We start from the raw sequence: 19,876 nt of genomic DNA on the forward strand, positions 1-19,876 counted from the left end.
CGGCGGTATCGTGTCCTCATGACCCGCATTGTCTTGGTCGAAGATGACCCGACCATTTCGGAACCCTTGACCCGGGCTTTGACGAGAGAAGGCTACGACGTCGAGTGGTGTGGCACCGGTACCGAAGGAGTCGGGGCCGCGGAGGACGCCGACCTGGTGATCCTCGATCTCGGCCTGCCCGACATCGATGGTGTCGACGTCGCTCGCCGCATCCGTGACAAGGGACTTCAGGTTCCGATCCTCATGCTGACGGCCCGCGCCGACGAGGTCGACCTCGTGGTCGGTCTCGACGCCGGCGCCGACGACTACGTCACCAAGCCCTTCCGCCTCGCCGAGCTGCTCGCGCGCGTCCGCGCCCTGCTGCGTCGGCGCGCCGGTGCGGACGCGGTGGGGGAGATCTCCGCGCGCGACGTCCGTGTCGATGTCGCCGGTCACCGCGCCTTCCTCGGTGAGAGCGAGCTCCAGCTCAGCTCCAAGGAGTTCGAGCTCCTTCAGGCGCTCGTCACGAACGCCGGATCAGTCGTGTCCAGGGACGCGCTCATGCGCGAGGTCTGGGAGGCGGAGTCCGGCGCTCCGTCGAAGACCCTCGACATGCACGTGTCCTGGCTGCGCCGCAAGCTCGGCGACGACGCCGCGAACCCGCGCTACATCACGACGGTGCGGGGAATGGGCTTCCGCTTCGAGAGCGGCGACTAGGCCCGCGCCGTGCGGCGCAAGCTGCTCCAGGCCACCGTCTCGGCCCTGCTCGTGGCCGTGGTCCTCCTCGGCATCCCCCTGGGCGTCGCGGCCGCGCAGTTGATCTTCAGCTCGGCGGAGCAGGATCTCGGGCTCCGCGCCTCGACGGCGTCACGCGCGATCGAGGTCAGGTACGACCTCGGCGACACGATCGACGAGCGCACGCTCGAGGCGTTCGTGTCCGAGGCCAGGGGCGCGCCCAAGTACATCGTCGTGACGCTTCCCGACGGGACCGAGCTGTCGGCGGGCGAGCAGCCCGACCCCTCGCTCGTCGGCTCCTACGTCGCGAGCTCGGGCGTCTTCGTCAAGATGTACGTCGCCTGGTGGGACGTCTTCCTCGATGCGGCGCAGCTCGTCGGGCTCGTCTTCGCGGTCGCCTTCGTCGCGATCGTCGCCGGTATCGCGATGGCGTCGTGGCAGGCCGAGAGGTTGAGTCGGCCGCTGGTCTATCTCGCGGCGTCCGCGGAGCAGGTGGGCTCGGGACAGACACGACCGCGGCTCGAGAAGACGGGCGTCGAGGAGATCGACCTCGTCGCCGAGGAGCTGTCGCGCTCGGCGGATCGCATGGCGGCCCGCCTCGCGGCGGAGCGGCAGTTCGCCTCCGACGCCTCGCATCAGCTGCGCACGCCGCTCACCGCCCTCACGATGCGCCTCGAGGAGATCTCGCTCATGACCGAGCGCGAGGAGGTCAGGGAGGAGGCCGAGGCGTCGCTCGAGCAGGTGGAGCGGCTCGTGGGCGTCGTCGACGACCTCCTCGGGCGGTCCAAGCGCGCGCTCGGCGCCGGCACCGAGCTGCTCTCTCTCGATGAGGTCTTCAGCCAGCAGCGCGAGGAGTGGGCCGCGACCTTCGCGAAGGCGGGCAGGACGCTCACGATCCATGACACCGACAGCTCGGTGTTCGCGACCCCAGGCGGGCTCGCCCAGGTGCTCGCCACGCTCATCGAGAACTCCCTCCACCACGGCGGCGGGGCGACGACCGTGTCCGCCCGCGAGTCGGGATCGAGCCACGCGATCGTGATCGAGGTCAAGGACGAGGGCGACGGCGTGCCAGACGACCTCGCGCCGCGGATCTTCGAGCGGGAGGTGACCTCGGGCAGGGGCCACGGGCTGGGGCTCGCCCTCGCACGCGACCTCGTGACCGCCGATGGCGGCCGGCTCGAGCTGTCTCAGCGGCGCCCCGCGGCGTTCTCGGTGTTCCTCCAGGGCGTGCCGAAGATGGTCGACCTGGAGAAGGTGGTCCCGCACGGGCGCACGCTCAAGCAGCGCACCCGCTGGGTGTGGGGCAGGGGCTAGGAGCGGGGTTCGTCGGTGACCAGGGACGACGCGTCCCCGAGCTCGGCGTCGTCGGTCGCCTTCGGCTCAGGATCCCGGAACAGGAAGAGCCGGTAGGCGCCGTACCGGACGACCGTGCCCAGGCCGATCCCGACAGCGGCGGATACGTTGTCCGCGAACGCCGACGTGAGCCCGAGCACGTGGTGCGAGAGCGCGACGGTGCCCGACTCGATGAGGAGCGCGCCGCCGTTGACGACGAGGAACATCAAGGCCTCGTGTCCAGGCTTGTGGACGCTCATGCCGCGGAACGTCCACCCGCGGTGCGCGATCCACGCGAACGCGATCGAGACCACGGTCGCGATGATCTTCGCGCTCACCACGCGGTCGTCGTCGCCGCCGATCTCGGCATCGGGGGCGAAGGGCCCCATCCTCAGCAGGTTGAACACGCCGAGGTTGACGACGACGCCGAGGGCTCCGACCGTCGCGAAGCGCGCGAGCTCGCCCGCCCGCGCGCGCACCCACTCGACGATCGTCATGGATAGGCATTTTACGCGGGTAGTTTGGAGCCATGACCCCGCCTATCGTCGCCGTCGTCGGCGGCGGCCAGCTGGCGCGCATGATGGCGCCGGCCGCGACGGAGCTCGGCGTGACCCTGCGCGTGCTCGTCGAGTCGCCCGCCGCCGCCTCCGCGCTGCCCGCCCATGAGACCGTCGTCGGTCTCCCCACGGACCCCGAGGCGGTCGCCGCGCTGCTGGCCGATCCCCGCCCCACCGTCCTCACCTGGGAGCACGAGCACATCCCCGCCGAGGTGTTCGCCGCGGCGGAGGCCGCCGGGGTGCCCGCGCTGCCGGGTCTGGGAGCGCTGCGCTTCGCCCAGGACAAGATCGAGATGCGCGTCCGCATGGACGCGCTCGGCCTCCCCAACCCGGACTGGGCGCCCGTCACGACGGAGGACGAGGTCGCATCGTTCCTGTCCTCCCACGGGGGAGAGGCGGTGCTCAAGACCGCGCGCGGCGGGTACGACGGCAAGGGCGTCCGCATCGTCCGTGCCGCCTCCGAGGCGGCGGACTGGCTCGCGGCCGCAGCCGCGGGAGGTCCTCGCGTGCTCATCGAGGCCAAGGTGCCCTACACGCGTGAGCTCGCGGCCCTGGCCGCGCGCCGACCCTCCGGCGAGGTCGTGACCTGGCCCGTCGTGGAGTCGATCCAGCGCGACGGCGTGTGCTCCGAGGTCATCGCCCCCGCGCCCGGACTCACCGCTGACGAGGAGCGCGAGGCGCGCGAGGTTGCGGCCAGGGTCGCCTCGGCGCTCGGCGTGGTCGGCGTGCTCGCGGTCGAGATGTTCGACACCGGCACGCACGTGCTCATCAACGAGCTCGCGATGCGCCCGCACAACTCTGGGCACTGGACCCAGGACGGCGCGGTGACGAGCCAGTTCGAGCAGCACCTGCGCGCCGTCCTCGACCTGCCGCTGGGTGCGACCGACGCGCTCGCGCCCGTCACGGTCATGGCGAACGTCCTCGGCGGATCGCGCGAGGACCTCCCCGGCGCCCTGGCCGACGTGGACGATGCGGGGGCCAAGATCCACCTCTACGGCAAGGAGGTGCGGCCGGGCCGCAAGGTCGGCCACGTGAACGTCACCGGGACGGACTCCGACGACGTCTACCGCCGCGCTGTCGCCGCCGCCGCTATCGTGAGGGACGGAGGTGCGGCATGAGCGAGCAGCCGATCGTCGGGATCGTGATGGGGTCTGACTCCGACTGGCCCGTGATGCAGGCCGCGGGGGAGGCCCTCGCGGAGTTCTCGGTCCCGTTCGAGAAGGATGTCGTCTCGGCTCACCGGATGCCCGAGGAGATGATCGCGTACGGGCGCATGGCGGCTGAGCGCGGCCTGCGCGTCATCATCGCCGGTGCCGGTGGCGCCGCCCACCTGCCCGGCATGCTCGCGTCCGTCACGACCCTGCCTGTGATCGGGGTGCCCGTGCCCCTCAAGCACCTCGACGGCATGGACTCGCTCCTCAGCATCGTCCAGATGCCCGCGGGAGTCCCCGTCGCGACCGTGTCCATCGGCGGCGCCCGCAACGCGGGCCTGCTGGCCGTCAGGATGCTCGCCTCGGGAACTGATGATCTCGCGCAGCGGCTCACCGTGGAGATGCAGGGCTTCCAGGACTCGCTGCGCGAGACCGCTCACGCCAAGGGCGAGGCGCTCCGCCGGGCCTGACGCGTGCTTCGCCGGGCCTGAGGCGAGCTGCACCGGGCCTGAGACGCCGAGAGCCAGCCGCTCTCGCGGCCGGCTCTCTTCAAGACTCGTGAGGGATCAGACCTCGCAGGCCGCGAGGATCTCCTCCTCGGTGTCCCTGCTGAGGTCGTACGCCTCATCGGGGGGCACCGGCAGGTACTTCGTCGCGTCGTCCGCGGAGAGGTCGGCCCGCTCGGAGGAGTCGGTCTCGTCCTCGGTCGTGTTGGCGTCGTCGATCTCATCGAGCGCGTCCTGGAGGCCCGAGTCGTCGCGGATCGCGGCCCAGATCGTCTCGGCGTCCGAGGTGAGCACCACGTCGCCCGAGCTGTCACCGGCGTACGCCCACGGCGCGGTCGTCATCACGACGTTGTCCAGGTCGATGTTGCGAAGCGAGTACAGCAGGCCGAAGTCGTACGTGAGCGAGCCGAAGTCCTCGGACATCGTGAACGACTCCGTGGCCGCCTTGACGAACTTCGACAGCACATCGATGTCCGTGAAGGCGTTGACGCTCAGGGCCTTCTCGAGGATCGCCTCGATCAGCTGCTGCTGGCGCTCGATGCGCATGAGGTCCGTGCCGTCGCCCAGGTTGGTGCCGGTGCGGGCGCGGGCCCAGGCGAGCGCCTGCTTGCCGTTGAGGATCTGCGCGCCCGCCTCAAGGTCGAGGTTGGCCTTCTTCGAGTAGACGTCGTAGGGGATGCACATCGGCACGCCGCCGAGCGCGTCCACCATGTCGCGGAAGCCGGTGAAGTCGGCGACGACGTACTCGCCGTCGAACTCGATGCCCGTGAGGTCGTTGATGGTGCGCATCACGCACGCGGCCGCCTCGGACGGGTCGTTGTTGAAGGCGTAGCCGTTCGCGAAGGCGACGTTGAACTTCGTGGTCCAGCCGGTCTGGGTCTGGCCGTCGAAGGACTCGCACGTGGAGATCGCGACGCGGGTGTCGCGGGGGATGGAGACGAGCTCGACCCGGCTGCGGTCCGCGGAGATGTGCACGATGATCGTCGTGTCGCCGCGCGCTCCCGCGACGTAGCCGCCGATCGCGGCGTTCTCCGACGTGCGCACGTCCGAGCCGATCACCAGGATGTTGAGGTCCTCACCGGCGTTCTCGTCGACCGGGTTGTCCGAGTCTCCCGTGGACACGGGAGACGAGATGTACTCGGAGTCGCTGTCGCCGCCCGTGATCGCGCTGATGTCCTTGGTGTTGGCGTTCGCCTGGATCAGCGCGCCGGTCGCGAACACGGTGCTGCCGTAGAAGCCGAGCACCGCGACCGTCACCGAGGCGACGGAGGACAGCACGAGACCGTGGTGGCGGCGGGTGGCGTGGCGCGGGCGCAGGCGCGCGCGGCTGAAGGTCGTCTTCCTCATGGGTGCCGTCATTGTATGTGGTGCCAGCGCAGAGATTGCGCAGAATGTGGCGCACGCCTCATCCGTCCCACGCCGCTCCCGCCGCCCGCTCGAGGGCGATCGGCGAGGTCAGTAGTCGCACTCCGCCAGCAGATCGTCCACGACGGAGGACTCGTCCGTCGCGTCGGGCGTCGCCGACGCGGAGGCGGAGGCGGAGGTGGACGCAGACGGCGACTCCGTCGTGGAGTCGTCGTGACCGGTGTCCCACTCGGAGGATGCGTCGCCCTCGGCGTCGACGGTGAGCGGCTCGTCGTTCCTCAGCTGCTCCCACATCGTCTCGGCGTCGTCCGTGGCGATCACGTTGAGGTCGTCCTCCGTGTACTCCCAGGGCACCGTCGCGAAGACGATGTCGTCGATGCTCACGCCGCGCAGGCTCCACGCGAGGCCCTCGAGGTACTCGAGGCTGCCCAGGTCCTCGTCCATCGTCATCGAGCCCGCCATCGCCTTGACGAACTGCGTGATCTGGTCGGTGTCCGTGAGGATGTTCTTGCCCAGGAGCGTGCGCATCGTCTGGCGCAGCAGCTCCTGCTGGCGCGTGATGCGCTGCAGGTCGGAGCCCGAGACGCCGCCCTCCTCGGCGGTGCGCAGCCGCGCGTAGGCGAGCGCGGTCTTCCCGTCGAGCAGCTGCGGGCCGGCGTCGATGTAGAGATGGGCCTTCTTGGAGGAGATGTCCGAGGTGATGCACATCGGGATGCCGCCGATCGCGTCCACCATGTCCTGGAAGCCGGTGAAGTCCACGACTGCCCAATGGTCGATCGCGATGCCCGTCATGTCCTGCACGGTGTTGATGGTGCACGCGGCGGCCTCGGCCGCGTCCCCCTGCTGGCCGCCGTTGGAGAAGGCGATGTTGAAGTCGCCGAACCAGCCTTTGACCTCGGTCCCGTCGAAGAGCGTGCAGTCGGAGATCTGCACCTGGAGGTCGCGCGGGATCGAGATCATCTCGACGCGGGAACGGTCCGCGGAGATGTGCGCGATGATCGTCGTGTCGTTGCGCATGCCGCCCACGTCGCCGTTGTTGTCGGCGTTGTCGCCCTCGCGGGTGTCCGATCCCATCAGCAGGATGTTGAGGTCGTTGCCAGCGTCGGTGTCCTCAGGGCCGGCAGATTCCTCCACGTCGTTGATGAGCGCCGAGTTGTCCCTCGCGTCGAAGCGGTCCTCGATGAGGTACGCGAACACCGTGTAGCCGGCGAGGACGAACCCCATCACTCCCGCGACGATCATCACCCCGACGCGGATCACGGGATGGTCCGGCTGGCGCGACCCGTGGCGTCGCGCGGGTCGGCTTCGATGCGTCGGGCTCGTCACGACTTCCGATCCTAGTCATCGAGTGCCTCGGCGCCGCGTGAGGGATTGCTCCGTTTTCATCATGCCTGCACTGGGTGCAACATGTCACTCTCGACTTGACTGGCACGGATGACACGGGTGTAATTCCCCTTAGGCGGGGGTGGCTCCCCCGCGGCGAATCGGAGGGAAGCCTATGTGGAGCATCTACGACGGCACAGTCCCCTCGGACGCCGGCGCGCCAGCACCGACGCTCGCACCCGTGATCGACATCTTCGACGCGGTGGAGGACGACGGGCCGCTGGCGTGGCAGGAGCGCTCATTGTGCGCCCAGACAGATCCTGAGGCATTCTTCCCTGAGAAGGGCGGATCGACACGCGAAGCGAAGAAGGTGTGCGCGTCGTGCGAGGTCCGACAGGAATGCCTCAACTACGCTCTCGAGAACGATGAGCGTTTCGGGATCTGGGGTGGCCTCTCTGAGCGCGAGCGTCGCAAGCTCAAGCGGCGCGCTGTCTAGTCGGCTTTCCACGAGGGACGTGTCGTGAACGCGGCGCGTCCTGTCGTGCGCGCGATCGTCGTCTCCGACGGACGGTCCGATCACCTGACCGACGTGCTCGCCTCGTTGGCCGAGCATGAGTACGACACCCTGGACGTGGTCGTCGTCGATGGTGACGCCCCTGAGCTTCCGCCCGAGCTCCGCGGTGATGTCGTGTCCGCGCCCGGCGCGACGTACCGCGAGGCGGTCGACGCGGCCCTTGCCAGGCATCCCGACCTCGAGCGCGACTACCTCTGGCTCCTGCACGACGACACCGCACCCCTCCCCGGCGCCCTGACCCTGCTCGCAGCGACGGCGCGCAAGCGCCGCCGGGCCGCGATCGTGGGCGCGGCGCAGGTCCGATGGGACGAGCCGAGCCGCCTGGTCGGACTGGCCTCCACCACCTCCCGCGTCGGCGCGCGCCGCGTCTCCCTCGTCGAGGAGGACGACGTCAACCAGGGCCAGCATGACTCCCGCGACGACGTCCTCGCGGTGAGCCTCGCGGGCGCGCTCGTGCGGAGGGACTGGTGGAAGGAGTCCGGCGGCATCGATGACGCCTACCGGGGCTTCGGGGAGAGCCTGGACCTGTGCCGGCGCGCGTGGAGGTCGGGCTACGACGTGGTCGTGGTTCCCGCCGCGCGGATCCGTCACGCTCAGGACGCGCTCAACGGCGTGCGCGCAGGCTCCTCGCGCGGCCGCGCGTCGAGCTACGCCGCTCGGCGCACCGGGGAGTGGTACCACGCGCTCGCCTACGCCCCTGCCGCGATGCTTCCCCTGCTGGTCCTGTGGTCGTTCCTCGCCGTGCCCGCGCGCATCGTGCTGAGGATCGCGCAGAACGATGGCCGGACAGCGGTGTCGGATCTCGGGGTGCCATGGCGTCTGCTCGGACGGCTCGGGTCGTTGCGACGCAGCCGCTCGGCGGTACGCCGGGCGACGACGGCCCCGATCAGCATCGAGCGTCAGCTGCTGGCCACGCCGCGCGAGGTCCTGCACCATGTGAGGGTCGCGGAGCTCGGCGCCTACGACGCGTGGCGTGAGAGCCAGGCGCCGACCGACGTCGAGCGGGCGGAGCTCGCGGTCGCGGCGGCGAGGCGTCGCCGGGGCCTCGCGGTCACCGCCTTCCTCGCGCTCGTCGTGTCGCTGGCGCTGCACGCCGATTGGTTCATCGGGCTCGCCCGCGGCGAGATGCTGAGCGGCGCGGTGCTCGGCGTCACCGACCTGTCGTTCGCCGAGGTCTGGAGCCGCGTGCTGACCGGCTGGGACGAGACCGGCTTCGGCGGCGCGACGCTCGATTCCGCGTACGCCTCGCTCATGCTGCCCCTCGCGGCGATCCCCGGTGGCCTGCGCATCGGCGCGGCGCTCCTGCTCTCCCTCGCGCCGCTCATCGCCGCGCTCGGTGGATGGGCCGCCGCCGGTGTCGTCGTCAGGTCGACCTGGGCGCGCGGCGCCGCGGCGCTCGCCTACGCCGTGTGGCCCCTGTTCCTCGTCTCCGTCGCGGACGGGCGGATGGGCGCCGTCATCGCGCATCTCGCGCTGCCGTGGGTGGTGTTCGGACTCGTGCGCGGCGCGGGCTGGCACCGCGGCGAGCCGGTGGGCGACGGCGAGTACCCGCGCGTTCCGCAGGCATCGCCGAGCGCTTCCGCAGGAGCCGCCTTCGCCGGCGCCGTCACCGTCGCGGCGGCTCCCGTGCTCCTCGCGCCGTTGCTCATCGTGGTGGCGGTCGCAGGCGTGCTCGCGCGCGGCACCCGCCTGCGCACCTGGGGCATCGCGGTGCCAGCGCTCGTGGTCTCCGGGCCCGCGATCCTCGCGGCCGTCGAACGCGGTTCTGGGGACGCTGTCGCACGCATCCTGGCCCGGGATGTCGGGCCGGTCGGCGGTGTCACCACGCTCTCCCCGTGGACGCTGCTGCTTGGCGGCACCGTTGACGGGCCGACCTCCGCCCAGCTCGGTTCGGCGGCAGGCGGGGACCTCGGCGCCACGGGCGTGTGGCTGGCCTTCGCCGTCGGCGCGTGCGTGCTCCTGGCTGCCGTCGCCGCGCTCGTATCGCTGCGCGCCGGGTGGGCGGTGCGCGCAAGCGTCGCGGTCGCGACGCTTGGCCTCGCCGCGGCGATCGTGTCGCAGCACACTCCTGTCGGCGCCGTCGACGGCGCCGGCGGCCAGGTCACGCCCGGCTGGGCCGGCGCCGGGTCGTCGCTCATGGCCCTCGGGCTGATCACGGCGGCAGCCGCCGCGTCGTCGGGATCGTGGCGCACGGGGCAGCGCTCGCGTGGCCTGGCCTGGCGCCGCACGGGTTACGCGGTCTCGCTCGGCGCGGTCGCCGCTGTGCTGGCAGGACACGTGGCGGTCGCCTCGCTCCTCGAGCCCGCCGCGGACTCGGCGACTCCCTCCGGCACGCGCGTGCTTCCGCTCGCGACGGCGCTCGATCAGCAGTCCTCGTCGCGCCAGCGCGCGCTCGTGATCGATGAGGACGAGGACGACGGCACGATCAGCTACTCCGTCCTCGGCACGGACGGAACCGTGCGCGTCCTCGGCACCGCCGAACGGGATGCCGGTGGCGTGACGCTGAGCCGTGCCGCAGGCGATGCCCCAGCGTCTCCCGCGGACCTCGCCGAAGCCGTCGGCACGCTCGCGGGTGGCGCGGAGGGTGCGGCGACCGCGCTGACGGACTGGGGCATCGGGATCGTCGTCGTGGCGCCTGGCGCGGACGCGCTCGTGTCCGCGCTGACGCAGGTGGACGACGTCGCGGCGATCGGCGCGAGCGACTACGGCACCCCGTTCCGCGTGGTGAGGGGCGACGGCACACAGGCGTCGCGCGCGTGGCTCGAGGAGGGCGACGCGACCGTCACCGTCCCCATGGACGCGACGTCCGGGACCCTCGCGGTCGACGCCAAGGACGCGACCGTCGTGCTCGCCGAGGCCGCCGACGACGCGTGGCACGCGACGCTCGACGGTGCCGAGCTGAGCCGCGTCGACGACGAGGAGGGCCGGAACGCCTGGGCCCTGGACGGCGCCGGCACGCTTGAGATCCGCTACGACGATCCCGCCCACACCGCGTGGCTGTGGGCCGCGGCGCTCGTGTGCGGGTGGGTGCTCCTCGCGTCGGTGCCGCTGCATCGGTCGCGCGGAAGGGAGTCAGCATGAACGCCCAGCGCATCGTCGCGACCGTGACGGCGCTCGCCGCGGGCGCGCTCCTGGTGGGGACGGCGGTCGTCGGAACCCAGGTGGGGACCGCGACGACTGTCGCGGCGGAGCCTACCTCGGTGACGGTCACCCCCGCGGTGCAGCCCGCGGCATGCACGGGCGAGCTGACCGTCCCGGTGGGCTCGATCGAGGGCGATGACTTCTCGTCGGAGCCGACCGTGCGGTCGCGGGATCTGTTCGGGGTCGAGGCGGTCACCGATGGCGCCGAGGCCGGCGACGGCCTCTTCGGAGCGTCGATCGAGCGGGTCCAGGACGGGGACATCGCGGGCTACGCGGCGCTCGCGTGCGGCACCCCCTCGACCTCCCAGTGGCTCGTCGGCGGCTCCACCTCGTTGGGCTCGTCCGCCCGTCTGGTGCTCGCCAACCCCACGCAGTCGAACGTCGAGGCGACCGTCACCCTGTACGGCGGAAGCGGGCAGATCGACGCCCAGACGGTCGTCGCCGTCGGCGCGGGGGGCATCGAGGATCTCCTCCTTGAGGCGGTGCAGGAAGGCATCGAGGCCACGGCGGTGCGCGTGGAGTCGACCGGCGCCGGCGTGGTCGCCGCCCTCCAGGACTCGGAGCTCGACGGTCTTCAGCCCGCAGGGACGTCGTGGGTCGCGTCCGTGTCCGATCTCGGGACGTCGCTCGTCGTCCCCGCGGTCGCCGCGGTGGGGCTCGAGTCGTCTGCCGTGCTGCGCCTCGTGGCCTCTGAAGGCGCCACCGTCTCGCTCACCCTCGCGAACGGCGACGGTGCGGTCGAGTGGTCGGGGGTGGCCGCGCTCGAGCTCGACCCGGGTGTGGTCACGGAGGTCGAGATCCCCGAGTCCTCGGGGTCCGCGGTCGTGATCGACTCGGACGCGCCCGTCGCGGCGGCGGCGGAGATCACGGTCGCGAGGTCGTCCGACATCGGCGAGGAGGGGTCTGTCGCACACGACAGGACCTGGGTGCCCGCGGAGGAGGTCCCCGCCACCTACGGGGAGAACCAGGACGACGGCGTGTACTGGCCCGGTGACGAGGGCGTGCTCCTGGCCTACACCGCGGTCGCGACGACGCTCACCGTGCTGGACGATGCGGGCGAGCAGATCGCGCAGACGGAGACCCGTGCAGGAGTGGTCACGCGTATCCCGGTCGAGGGCGTCTCGGCGGGGACCCGGCTCACGCTTCAGGGGAGGGCCGCATGGTCGCTCCAGATCGTGGGCGACGGAGGGTTCCTCGCATCGATGCGCGCGCTGCCCGCGACCGTGCTGGACGTCGACCTGTCGGTTGTCGACGCGCCCTACCTCCCCTGAGCCGGTCAGCCGCCGAAGTCGGGATCCACGTCCTCGGGAGAGCAGCCGAGCAGGTGGGCGAGCTGCTCGGCGACCACGTCGCGCACGAGCAGCGGCAGTTCCGCCCCCTCGGCACGCTCCTCGCACGGCTTGCGGTAGACGACGACGCGCGCGGGCTGGCCCATGTCCTCGGGGAACAGCCGGCCCAGCGGCACGCCGTCCTCCCACGGGCTCGGGTCGGAGGGCGGGACGTCCTCGACGCCGAACTCCACCCGTCCCCAGCGTCGTCCCCACCGCGGCTCAAGCCTCTCCGCAGCCTCGACGACGAGCGAGTCGAAGCGCTCCCCCCGAGTCAGATGCCCGGGCAGCGAGGCAGGGATCAGCGGGGCGCGCAGGCCCCTGCCGTGACGGTCGCGTCGTGCCATGCGACAGACCCTACGCCCGGCGCGACCGTCCCCGGGCGTGTGGCGCCTTGGTCGTGGGGCACCGGCGAGCCTCGCGCCGCGGCGGCGCGCGCGGAGGTACCGTCCCTTCCGTGATGGCCTCCCGACAGTGCACCAAGACGGGCTGCACGCGGTCCGCCGCGGCGACGCTGACGTACGTCTACGCGGACTCGACGGTCGTCGTGGGGCAGCTGTCCGCCTCCGCTGAGCCGCACAGCTACGACCTGTGCGCCGATCACGCGAGCCGGTTCACCGCGCCGCGAGGCTGGGACGTCGTGCACATCCAGCAGGACTACGTGGACCCGGGCCCGTCGCCCGACGACCTCGACGCGCTCGCGCGCGCGGTCCGAGAGGCGGGAGCCCCGCCTCGTCGGCAGGAGGTTCTGCCCGTGGCGCAGCCCATCGAACCGCGTCGAGGGCACCTGAGAGTTGTCTCGTCAGACATTTGATCCACAGTCGCAACGCCGCTGTCATACATGACCGCTAGCCTGTCGCCCATGACCGATCTGAGCGGACTCATCAAGTCGTACGACGTTCGAGGCATCGTGGGGGAGCAGCTGACGGAGGAGATCGCGCGAGCGATCGGCGCCGCCTTCGCCGACACCATCGTGCTTCCCGAGGGCGAGACGTCCGTGGCCATCGGCCACGACATGCGCGACTCCGGGCCGGGGCTTGTCGCGGCGGTCGTCGCGGGACTGACGGACCGCGGCATCGACGTGATCCGCATCGGTCTGTGCAGCACCGACGGCCTGTACCACGCGACCGGCGCGCTGAACATGCCCGGCGTGATGGTGACGGCGAGCCACAACCCGGCCGCCTACAACGGGATGAAGATGTGCCGCTCGCGCGCCCGCGCGGTGGGCGAGAACACCGGCCTCGGGCTCGTGCGCGAGCTCGCGACCGCGTACGTCGACGAGGGCGTGCCCGTCGCCGAGACGCGCGGCACCGTCACGGATCGCGACATGATCCGCGAGTACGGAGAGTTCCTGCGCACGCTCGTGCCCCTCGAGACGATCCGACCGCTCAAGGTCGTGGTCGACGCGGGCAACGCGATGGCCGGCTACACCGTGCCCGCCGTCCTCGGCGACGCCGCAGGCATGACCCCGCTGCCCCTTGACATCGTGCCGCTGTACTTCGAGCTCGACGGCACGTTCCCCAACCACGAGCCGAACCCGCTCGAGGAGGAGAACCTGCGCGACCTGCAGGCGGCCGTGGTGAAGCACGGAGCCGACCTGGGCCTCGCCTTCGACGGCGACGCTGACCGCTGCTTCGTGGTGGACGAGAAGGGCGCCGTGGTCCGTGCCTCGGCGATCACCGCCCTCGTCGGTCTGCGCGAGGCGGCCCGCGTGCGCGAGTCCGGCGAGACCGCGACCGTGATCCACAACCTCATCTCCTCGCGAGCGGTGCCCGAGATCCTCGGCGCGGACGGCATCACCACGGTGCGCTCGCGCGTGGGGCACAGCTTCATCAAGGCGCTCATGGCGGACAACGATGCGGTGTTCGGAGGCGAGCACAGCGCGCACTTCTACTTCCGCGACTTCTTCTACGCCGACTCCGGCATGCTCGCCGCGCTGCACGTCATGGCGGCGCTCGGCTCGCAGGAGGGTCCGCTGAGCGCGATGCTCGCGGACTACGACCCGTACACGGCCTCGGGCGAGATCAACTCGACGGTCGCGGACGTGAAGACCTCCGTCGCTCGGATCCGCGGGGTCTTCGGCTCGCGCGAGGGCGTCACCCTCGATGAGATGGACGGGCTGACCGTCGCGCACTGGGACGCCGAGCCGCGCTGGTGGTTCAACGTCCGTCCGTCGGGCACCGAGCCGCTGCTGCGTCTCAACGTCGAGGCCGCCGACACGGCCACCATGGAGCAGGTCCGCGACGAGGCGCTCGCGGTCATCAGGGAGGGCTAGCCGTGTCCGCTGAGGGCGGGACGAAGGCGATCGTCGCGGCGCTGAGCGCCAATCTGGGGATCGGCGTCACCAAGTTCGCCGCGTGGGCGCTCACGGGCGCATCGTCCATGCTCGCCGAGGCCATCCACTCGGTGGCGGACTCGGGCAACCAGCTCCTGCTCCTGATCGGCGGTCGCAAGGCGCGCAAGGAGGCCACCCCGGAGCATCCGTTCGGCTACTCGCGCTACCGCTACTACTACGCGTTCCTGGTCGCGATCGTGCTGTTCACGCTCGGAGGCCTCTTCGCGCTGTACGAGGCGTGGCACAAGTTCGAGCATCCCGAGCCGATCGAGTCCTGGAAGTGGGTCCCGATCGTCGTGCTGCTGATCGGCATGGCGCTCGAGGGCTCGAGCTTCCTCACCGCGATGAAGGAGTCCAACAAGATCCGTGGCAACGTCGGATGGGCGAAGTTCATCCAGCGCTCGCGCTCTCCCGAGCTGCCGGTGATCCTGCTCGAGGACTTCGGGGCGCTCGTCGGCCTCGTGTTCGCGCTGTTCGGCGTCTCCATGACGCTCGTGACCGGCGACGGCCGATGGGACGCGTTCGGCACCGCGATGATCGGCGCGCTGCTGGTGTGCATCGCGCTCGTTCTCGCGCGCGAGACCCGAGAGATGCTGCTCGGCGAGTCCGCGACGCCAGAGGACCTCGTGCGCATCCGCGACGGGCTCGCCGAGGCGGGCTACACGGACATCATCCACCTGCGCACGATGCACCTCGGCCCGGACGACGTGCTCGTCACGGCGAAGGTCGGGGTGGCGCCTGGCCTCAGCCTCGAGGACGTCGCCACGAGGACGGACGATGCGGAGCGCCGGATCCGTGAGAAGGTGCCCGCCGCGAGGCTCATCTTCATCGAGCCTGACGTCCGTCACGGGGATCGCACGGACTGACGGTCAGCGCGCGAGCAGGGCCTCCACCTGTGCCGCGAGCTCGCGCGGCGAGAACGGCTTCTGCACATACGCGTCGGCTCCCGAGGCGTACGCGCGCTCCAGGTCTGCCTCCTGTGCCTTCGCGGTGAGGAGCAGGATCCGGGTGGCCGTGATCGACCCGTCGTTCCGTACCTCGACGCACACGTCGAGACCGTTCATGCGAGGCATCATCCAGTCGAGCACGACCAGGTCCGGGCGCGAGCGGCGGATCGCCTCGAGACCGGCGACGCCGTCCACCTCGACCGCGACGTCGTGTCCGGCCGTGCGGAGCTTGTGGCTCACCAGCAGCGCGATATCGGGGTCGTCGTCGACGATCAGGATCGAGGCCATGTGATCTCCTCGGGGTGAGGCGGAGAGTTGTCCCGGGCGTGCCCCCGGTGCCATGCTCCACTGTACGCAAGGCCTCGTAGCAGGCCGGGAGGTGGAGCCATGCCGTTGCCAGCGTTGGACGAGCGGTCGCGACCGGCGACGCGCGCCGCCGCCTCCGGCATCGCGCTGGTCATCACGTTCGTGCTGGCGTGGGGCGCCGTGCAGCTGGCCGGTCACGGGGGCGACACCTCGCCGTGGTGGCCTGCCGCGGGGACGTCGGTGCTCGCGGTCCTCGCGGTCCGGCGCCGCTTCATGCCGCTCGCCGCGCTCGGCGTCGCCGTCGTCTCCGCCGCATCGAATCATGTCGCGGGACGCCCGCTCGAGATCTCGCTCGCCTTCGGCGTCGCCAACGCCATCGAGGCCCTCGTCGTCGCGATGATCCTGTCTCCGCGGGACCGGCCCCCGCGCCTGGTGTCCGTCCGCGAGGTCACGAGGCTTGTCGCCGCGACGCTCGCCGGTGCGTCAGCCGTGGGCCTCGCGGTGGGTCTGGTGGTGCACCTGCTGGGCACGGATGATCCCGTCGCTACGGCGGGAGCGGTGTTCTCGAGCCACGGGTCGGCGGTGCTCGCGATCGTGCCGCTCGCGCTCACGTGGAGGGATCACGCGAGCGCCCGAGGAGGCCACGCGCGCTGGATGCAACCGCTCGCGCTCGCGGTGGTCGTCGGCGCGGTGTTCTTCCCCGGAGTGAGCCTTCCGCTGTCGTTCCTGCCGATGCCGGTGCTCCTGTGGGGCGCGTACGTGTTCCCCCTGCGCGGCGTCGCGATGCAGCTTGTGCTGACCGCGACCGCGGCGACGACGCTCACCCTTCTCGGCGGAGGTCCCTTCGCCGGCGCCGGCTGGAGCGATGTGCAGACCTCGTGGGCGGTGCAGAGCTTCCTCGTCGTGTACGCGGCGACGGTGCTGTACTTCGCGGCGGCGCGACGCGAGACGCTGTCCGTCGCGGAGGACCTGCTCGTGCGCGAGCAGCTCCTGCGCGGCGGCCTCGTGGACTCGCAGGTCGGGATGCTGATCCTCGAGGAGGACCGGTCGGGCGAGCCGCGCGTGCGCACCGCGAACTGGCGTGCAGTGAGCCTGCTGGGTCCGGGCGTCGCCGCCCCACCGCGCAATGAGGTTCCACGCGTGCTTCCGGACGACTCACGCGGCGTGCAGGTCCTGCGCGCGGCGATCGCGCGGGCCAAGGACGATCCCGAGGGCGAGAGCGTCACGGAGGTCGAGCTCGGTGAGGACAGGCGCGTCGAGATCCTCGTCACCCGGGTGCAGCGCGACGGTGGCCGCGTCCTGCTCACCGTGCAGGTGCTCGACGTCTCCGAGCGCGTGCACGCCGCTCAGGCGCTCGCGCACGCGCTGGCCGACGAGAGGAATGCCGCGTTGCAGCTGCGCGAGGTGGCCCGGCAGAAGGACGAGTTCGTCTCCGCGGTCAGCCACGAGCTGCGCACCCCGATCACGAGCATCATCGGGTTCGCCGAGCTGCTCGAGGACGAGCCGTCCCTCGACGACGACGCGCGGGCGCATCTGTCGGTGATCACGCGCAATGCTGACAGGCTCGGGCGGCTCGTCGAGGATCTGCTGGCGCTCGGATCGGGCCGCCGCGAGAGCGCGCGGCCCTGCGACGTCAGGGAGGCGGTGACGGGTGTGCTCGAGGACATGGGGCCGAATGCGTCGGACCGCATGGTCGCGCTGAGGGAGCACATGCCGTTCGGCGTCGAGGTCGTGATCCCTCCAAGCGACCTGGTGCGCATCCTGTCCAATCTGATCGGCAACGCGGTCAAGTTCACCCCGCCTGGCGGAGAGGTGGTCGTCGCCGCGAGATTCGACGCCGACCTGGTGACGATCGAGATCGTCGACAACGGCCCAGGGATCGCGCCGGAGGACCTCGAGAAGGTCTTCGAGCGCTTCTATCGAGCGAAGGGCACCGCCGAGGGCGTGCCCGGAGTCGGCCTGGGACTGGCGCTGGTGCGCCAGCTCGTGACGCGGGCCGGCGGCACGGTGGCGCTCGGGTCCGACGGCCGGTCCGGCACCGTCGCGAGGGTCACGCTCCCGCGCGCGTCGGGGTGAGCGGACCGGTTCGCACGCCGCCACGCGGCCCGACGTGCCTACGCTTGCACGTGAGGGGAGGTGAGGGGGATGTCGAACAGCAGCAATGGCGGCGCCGCGGCATCGGGCGGTGCGATCTACGGGATCGGGATCTTCGGCGGGATCGTCTACTACTGGACCGTCGCCGACGGGTTCTGGGAGCACGTGGGAGCGATCTTCCAGGGGATCTTCTGGCCCGCGTTCATGGTCTACGAGGGGTTCGCGGCGCTCGGCGCGTAGCGGGCGGCGACAGCCAGGTATCCGCAGGGTGCCCGGACGATGCGGTCCTACAGCACCTCGGGGACGCCGTGAGGGAGCCGGTGCACGGCGTCGGCGATCTCGGAGTCGAGCCGCTGGTGCTCGACGCCGCGCGCGTACTCGCGGTCGCGACGGATCACGAGCGCCGCGGCGATGAGCTGCTCGGGATGCGTGCCCTCGGGAGGGTGAGGCGACACGTAGGCGGCGACGCGCGCGCCCAGATCGGCGCCGTGCTGCGCGCGGGACGCGGGATTGAGGCGCGGCGCGCGCGAGAGGAACTGCCTGGCGGTGAGCGCGAGCCCGTCGGGCATGCGGCGCACGTCCGCGGTGGCGGCCCACGAGGCGAGCGCGACGGGCATGACGAGCGGCGCGTGAGGCGACTTCGCCGCCCGCTCCTTGAGGGCGTAGGTGCCCGCGAGCACGTCGCCGACCCTCTTGGCCCGCTTCGTGACGAGCGCGGAGATCAGGGCGAGCCCGCCCGCGGTCATCCAGAGGTCGAAGAAGCCCATGAGCCCGCGCACGAAGGCCTGACGGAAGGCGATCGGTCCGCCGTCGTCGCGCACGATGCGCACGCCCGTGGCCCACTTGCCCAGCGACCTGCCGCGGGTCGCGGTCTCGACCGCGATGGGGATGCCGATGAACACCGCGAGCGCGTGCACGAGCACCGCTGCGCTCATCGCGGCGAGGTCGAGCGACTCCGGCAGGATCTCGGCGAGCGCCAGGAAGCTCCCCACGTAGACGAGGCCGATCGCGAACGCGTCGATGATGGCCCCAGCGGTCCTCAGGCCGATGCTCGCCGGCGCGGTCTCCAGCACGACGCCCTCGCCGATGAGCGTGGTGTCATCGTCCATGGGTCCCCCTGTGAGTTCGCGCGGCCCCGGGTGCCGTCTGTGGCATCGTAGCCGCATGGATCTCGACGCGTTCCAGGCTCTCCACGAGGAGAGGTGGCTGCGGCTCAAGGCGCTGTCCAAGCGCTCGCGGCTGTCCGGCGCCGAGGCCGACGAGCTCGCGAGGCTCTACCAGACCACCGCATCGGACCTGGCACGCGTGCGGTCGTCGGCTCCCGACCCGGCGCTCGTGTCCCGCCTGTCGGTGCTGCTCGCCTCGGCGCGCGCGACCCTCGCGGGCGCGCGTCCTCCGATCCATCGTGAGGTCGCGCGCTTCCTGGTCCTCTCGATGCCCGCCGCGCTGTACCGCCTGCGGTGGTGGACGGTGGCGGTGATGGCGACGTTCTTCGTCGTCTCCGTGGCGACGGGCCTGCACTACGCGACCCATCCCGACCTCATGTCGAGCCTCGGCACGTTCGACGAGCGGCAGCAGTACGCCGAGGAGGCCTTCGCGTCGTACTACTCGGAGAATCCCTCGACCTCGTTCTTCGCGCAGGTGTGGACCAACAACGCGTGGGTCGCGGCGATGTCCGTCGCGGGCGGGTTCACGGGGATCTTCACGGTGTACGTGCAGTTCCAGAACGCGGTCGGCGTCGGAACCGCCGGCGCGATCATGAACGAGTTCGGGTATCTGAGGGAGTTCTTCCAGCTCATCACCCCGCACGGACTGCTCGAGCTCACCGCGGTGTGGGTCGCCGGCGCCGCGGGCCTCAAGATCTTCTGGACGATGCTGGTGCCGGGTCCGCGCACGCGGACGCGCGCGCTCGCCGAGGAGGGACGAGCCATGTTCGGCGTCGTGCTCGGCCTCGTGATGGTGCTGCTGGTCTCGGGGCTGGTCGAGGGCTACGTCACCGGCTCGTCGCTGCCGTGGGGCGTGAAGATCGCGATCGGCATCACGGTGCTCGCGGGATTCTGGACGCTCGTGCTCACGCTAGGCAGGCGCGCCGCGGCGATGGGCGAGACGGGCGACGTGTCGGCGGACCTGCGCGAGGACGTCGCGCCGGTCTCGGCCTAGCCCACGCATCGTCCCCGGCACCTCAGCGAGCCGCTCAGCGAGC

Annotated in this window: 19 protein-coding genes; 13 read left to right on the top strand and 6 right to left on the bottom strand. The window is 71.2% G+C overall.

Going from position 1 to position 19,876, the window contains the following annotated elements; all coding sequences use genetic code 11:
* Positions 1 to 18: 18 nt before the first annotated feature.
* Both AOP78_RS02340 and AOP78_RS02345 read left to right on the top strand, forming a co-directional pair.
* Complete coding sequence (locus tag AOP78_RS02340) at positions 19 to 696, top strand: response regulator transcription factor (RefSeq protein ID WP_062200988.1); 678 nt, start codon at positions 19 to 21, stop codon at positions 694 to 696.
* A 9-nt stretch (positions 697 to 705) separates the two neighbouring features.
* Positions 706 to 2,028, top strand: a complete 1,323-nt coding sequence (locus AOP78_RS02345; protein ID WP_062200990.1) for an ATP-binding protein — start codon at positions 706 to 708, stop codon at positions 2,026 to 2,028.
* On the opposite strand, the gene AOP78_RS02350 is transcribed toward AOP78_RS02345, so the two are convergent.
* Positions 2,025 to 2,543 carry a GtrA family protein gene (locus tag AOP78_RS02350; protein WP_062200993.1) on the bottom strand — a complete coding sequence of 173 codons (519 nt, stop codon included), beginning with the start codon at positions 2,541 to 2,543 and terminating at the stop codon, positions 2,025 to 2,027. The genes AOP78_RS02345 and AOP78_RS02350 overlap by 4 nt on opposite strands.
* Before the next feature lie 32 nt (positions 2,544 to 2,575).
* Here AOP78_RS02350 and AOP78_RS02355 point away from each other — a divergent pair, with 32 nt between their 5' ends.
* Together AOP78_RS02355 and purE are read left to right on the top strand one after the other, a co-directional pair.
* Positions 2,576 to 3,721 (top strand): 5-(carboxyamino)imidazole ribonucleotide synthase, encoded by a 1,146-nt coding sequence (locus tag AOP78_RS02355; protein WP_062200996.1) that lies wholly within the window; start codon positions 2,576 to 2,578, stop codon positions 3,719 to 3,721.
* Positions 3,718 to 4,224, top strand: a complete 507-nt coding sequence (purE, locus tag AOP78_RS02360; RefSeq protein ID WP_062200999.1) for a 5-(carboxyamino)imidazole ribonucleotide mutase — start codon at positions 3,718 to 3,720, stop codon at positions 4,222 to 4,224. Before AOP78_RS02355 ends, purE begins: the two co-directional genes overlap by 4 nt.
* Positions 4,225 to 4,320: 96 nt before the next feature.
* Here the strand turns inward: purE and AOP78_RS02365 are convergent, their stop codons facing one another.
* The gene (locus AOP78_RS02365; protein ID WP_062201003.1) at positions 4,321 to 5,607 is read right to left on the bottom strand and encodes an LCP family protein; all 1,287 of its coding nucleotides are present in this window, start codon (positions 5,605 to 5,607) and stop codon (positions 4,321 to 4,323) included.
* Positions 5,608 to 5,715: 108 nt separating this feature from the next.
* The gene (locus AOP78_RS02370) at positions 5,716 to 6,951 is read right to left on the bottom strand and encodes an LCP family protein (RefSeq protein ID WP_152659368.1); all 1,236 of its coding nucleotides are present in this window, start codon (positions 6,949 to 6,951) and stop codon (positions 5,716 to 5,718) included.
* Positions 6,952 to 7,123: 172 nt separating this feature from the next.
* Between AOP78_RS02370 and AOP78_RS02375 the strand changes: the two genes are divergently transcribed.
* From AOP78_RS02375 to AOP78_RS02385, 3 genes are read left to right on the top strand one after another with little or no spacing between them, the layout of a single operon-like run.
* On the top strand, positions 7,124 to 7,444 hold the full coding sequence (locus AOP78_RS02375) for a WhiB family transcriptional regulator (RefSeq protein WP_062201011.1): 321 nt from the start codon (positions 7,124 to 7,126) through the stop codon (positions 7,442 to 7,444).
* A gap of 24 nt (positions 7,445 to 7,468) precedes the next feature.
* Positions 7,469 to 10,603: a glycosyltransferase gene (locus AOP78_RS02380; protein ID WP_062201014.1), complete on the top strand. Its 3,135-nt coding sequence runs from the start codon at positions 7,469 to 7,471 to the stop codon at positions 10,601 to 10,603.
* Positions 10,600 to 11,934, top strand: coding sequence for a DUF5719 family protein (locus AOP78_RS02385; RefSeq protein WP_062201015.1), 1,335 nt, complete (start codon positions 10,600 to 10,602; stop codon positions 11,932 to 11,934). Before AOP78_RS02380 ends, AOP78_RS02385 begins: the two co-directional genes overlap by 4 nt.
* Before the next feature lie 5 nt (positions 11,935 to 11,939).
* On the opposite strand, the gene AOP78_RS02390 is transcribed toward AOP78_RS02385, so the two are convergent.
* Entirely contained in the window at positions 11,940 to 12,338 is a 399-nt protein-coding gene (locus AOP78_RS02390; protein WP_062201019.1) for a metallopeptidase family protein, read from the bottom strand.
* Between the two features lie 113 nt (positions 12,339 to 12,451).
* On the opposite strand from AOP78_RS02390, the gene AOP78_RS02395 reads away from it, so the two are divergent.
* Genes AOP78_RS02395 through AOP78_RS02405 form a run of 3 tightly spaced genes read left to right on the top strand, consistent with a single transcriptional unit; the run spans position 12,452 to position 15,192 of the window.
* Positions 12,452 to 12,805, top strand: coding sequence for a DUF3499 domain-containing protein (locus tag AOP78_RS02395; protein WP_062201024.1), 354 nt, complete (start codon positions 12,452 to 12,454; stop codon positions 12,803 to 12,805).
* A gap of 48 nt (positions 12,806 to 12,853) precedes the next feature.
* Positions 12,854 to 14,266: a phosphomannomutase/phosphoglucomutase gene (locus AOP78_RS02400; RefSeq protein WP_062201027.1), complete on the top strand. Its 1,413-nt coding sequence runs from the start codon at positions 12,854 to 12,856 to the stop codon at positions 14,264 to 14,266.
* Positions 14,267 to 14,268: 2 nt separating this feature from the next.
* Positions 14,269 to 15,192, top strand: coding sequence for a cation diffusion facilitator family transporter (locus AOP78_RS02405; RefSeq protein ID WP_062201031.1), 924 nt, complete (start codon positions 14,269 to 14,271; stop codon positions 15,190 to 15,192).
* Between the two features lie 3 nt (positions 15,193 to 15,195).
* Here the strand turns inward: AOP78_RS02405 and AOP78_RS02410 are convergent, their stop codons facing one another.
* A complete protein-coding gene (locus AOP78_RS02410; RefSeq protein WP_062201035.1) occupies positions 15,196 to 15,561 on the bottom strand; it encodes a response regulator transcription factor in 366 nt (121 codons plus the stop codon).
* A gap of 99 nt (positions 15,562 to 15,660) precedes the next feature.
* On the opposite strand from AOP78_RS02410, the gene AOP78_RS02415 reads away from it, so the two are divergent.
* Both AOP78_RS02415 and AOP78_RS02420 read left to right on the top strand, forming a co-directional pair.
* A complete protein-coding gene (locus AOP78_RS02415; RefSeq protein WP_083979715.1) occupies positions 15,661 to 17,655 on the top strand; it encodes a sensor histidine kinase in 1,995 nt (664 codons plus the stop codon).
* Positions 17,656 to 17,724: 69 nt separating this feature from the next.
* Positions 17,725 to 17,913 (top strand): hypothetical protein, encoded by a 189-nt coding sequence (locus tag AOP78_RS02420; protein WP_062201042.1) that lies wholly within the window; start codon positions 17,725 to 17,727, stop codon positions 17,911 to 17,913.
* A gap of 47 nt (positions 17,914 to 17,960) precedes the next feature.
* Here AOP78_RS02420 and AOP78_RS02425 read toward each other — a convergent pair whose 3' ends face one another.
* Positions 17,961 to 18,782: an RDD family protein gene (locus AOP78_RS02425; protein ID WP_062201045.1), complete on the bottom strand. Its 822-nt coding sequence runs from the start codon at positions 18,780 to 18,782 to the stop codon at positions 17,961 to 17,963.
* A gap of 55 nt (positions 18,783 to 18,837) precedes the next feature.
* Here AOP78_RS02425 and AOP78_RS02430 point away from each other — a divergent pair, with 55 nt between their 5' ends.
* On the top strand, positions 18,838 to 19,833 hold the full coding sequence (locus tag AOP78_RS02430; RefSeq protein ID WP_062201049.1) for a stage II sporulation protein M: 996 nt from the start codon (positions 18,838 to 18,840) through the stop codon (positions 19,831 to 19,833).
* The last annotated feature ends 43 nt before the right edge of the window (positions 19,834 to 19,876 follow it).

Source organism: Demequina salsinemoris, assembly GCF_000974805.1.
GTDB lineage: Bacteria > Actinomycetota > Actinomycetes > Actinomycetales > Demequinaceae > Demequina > Demequina salsinemoris.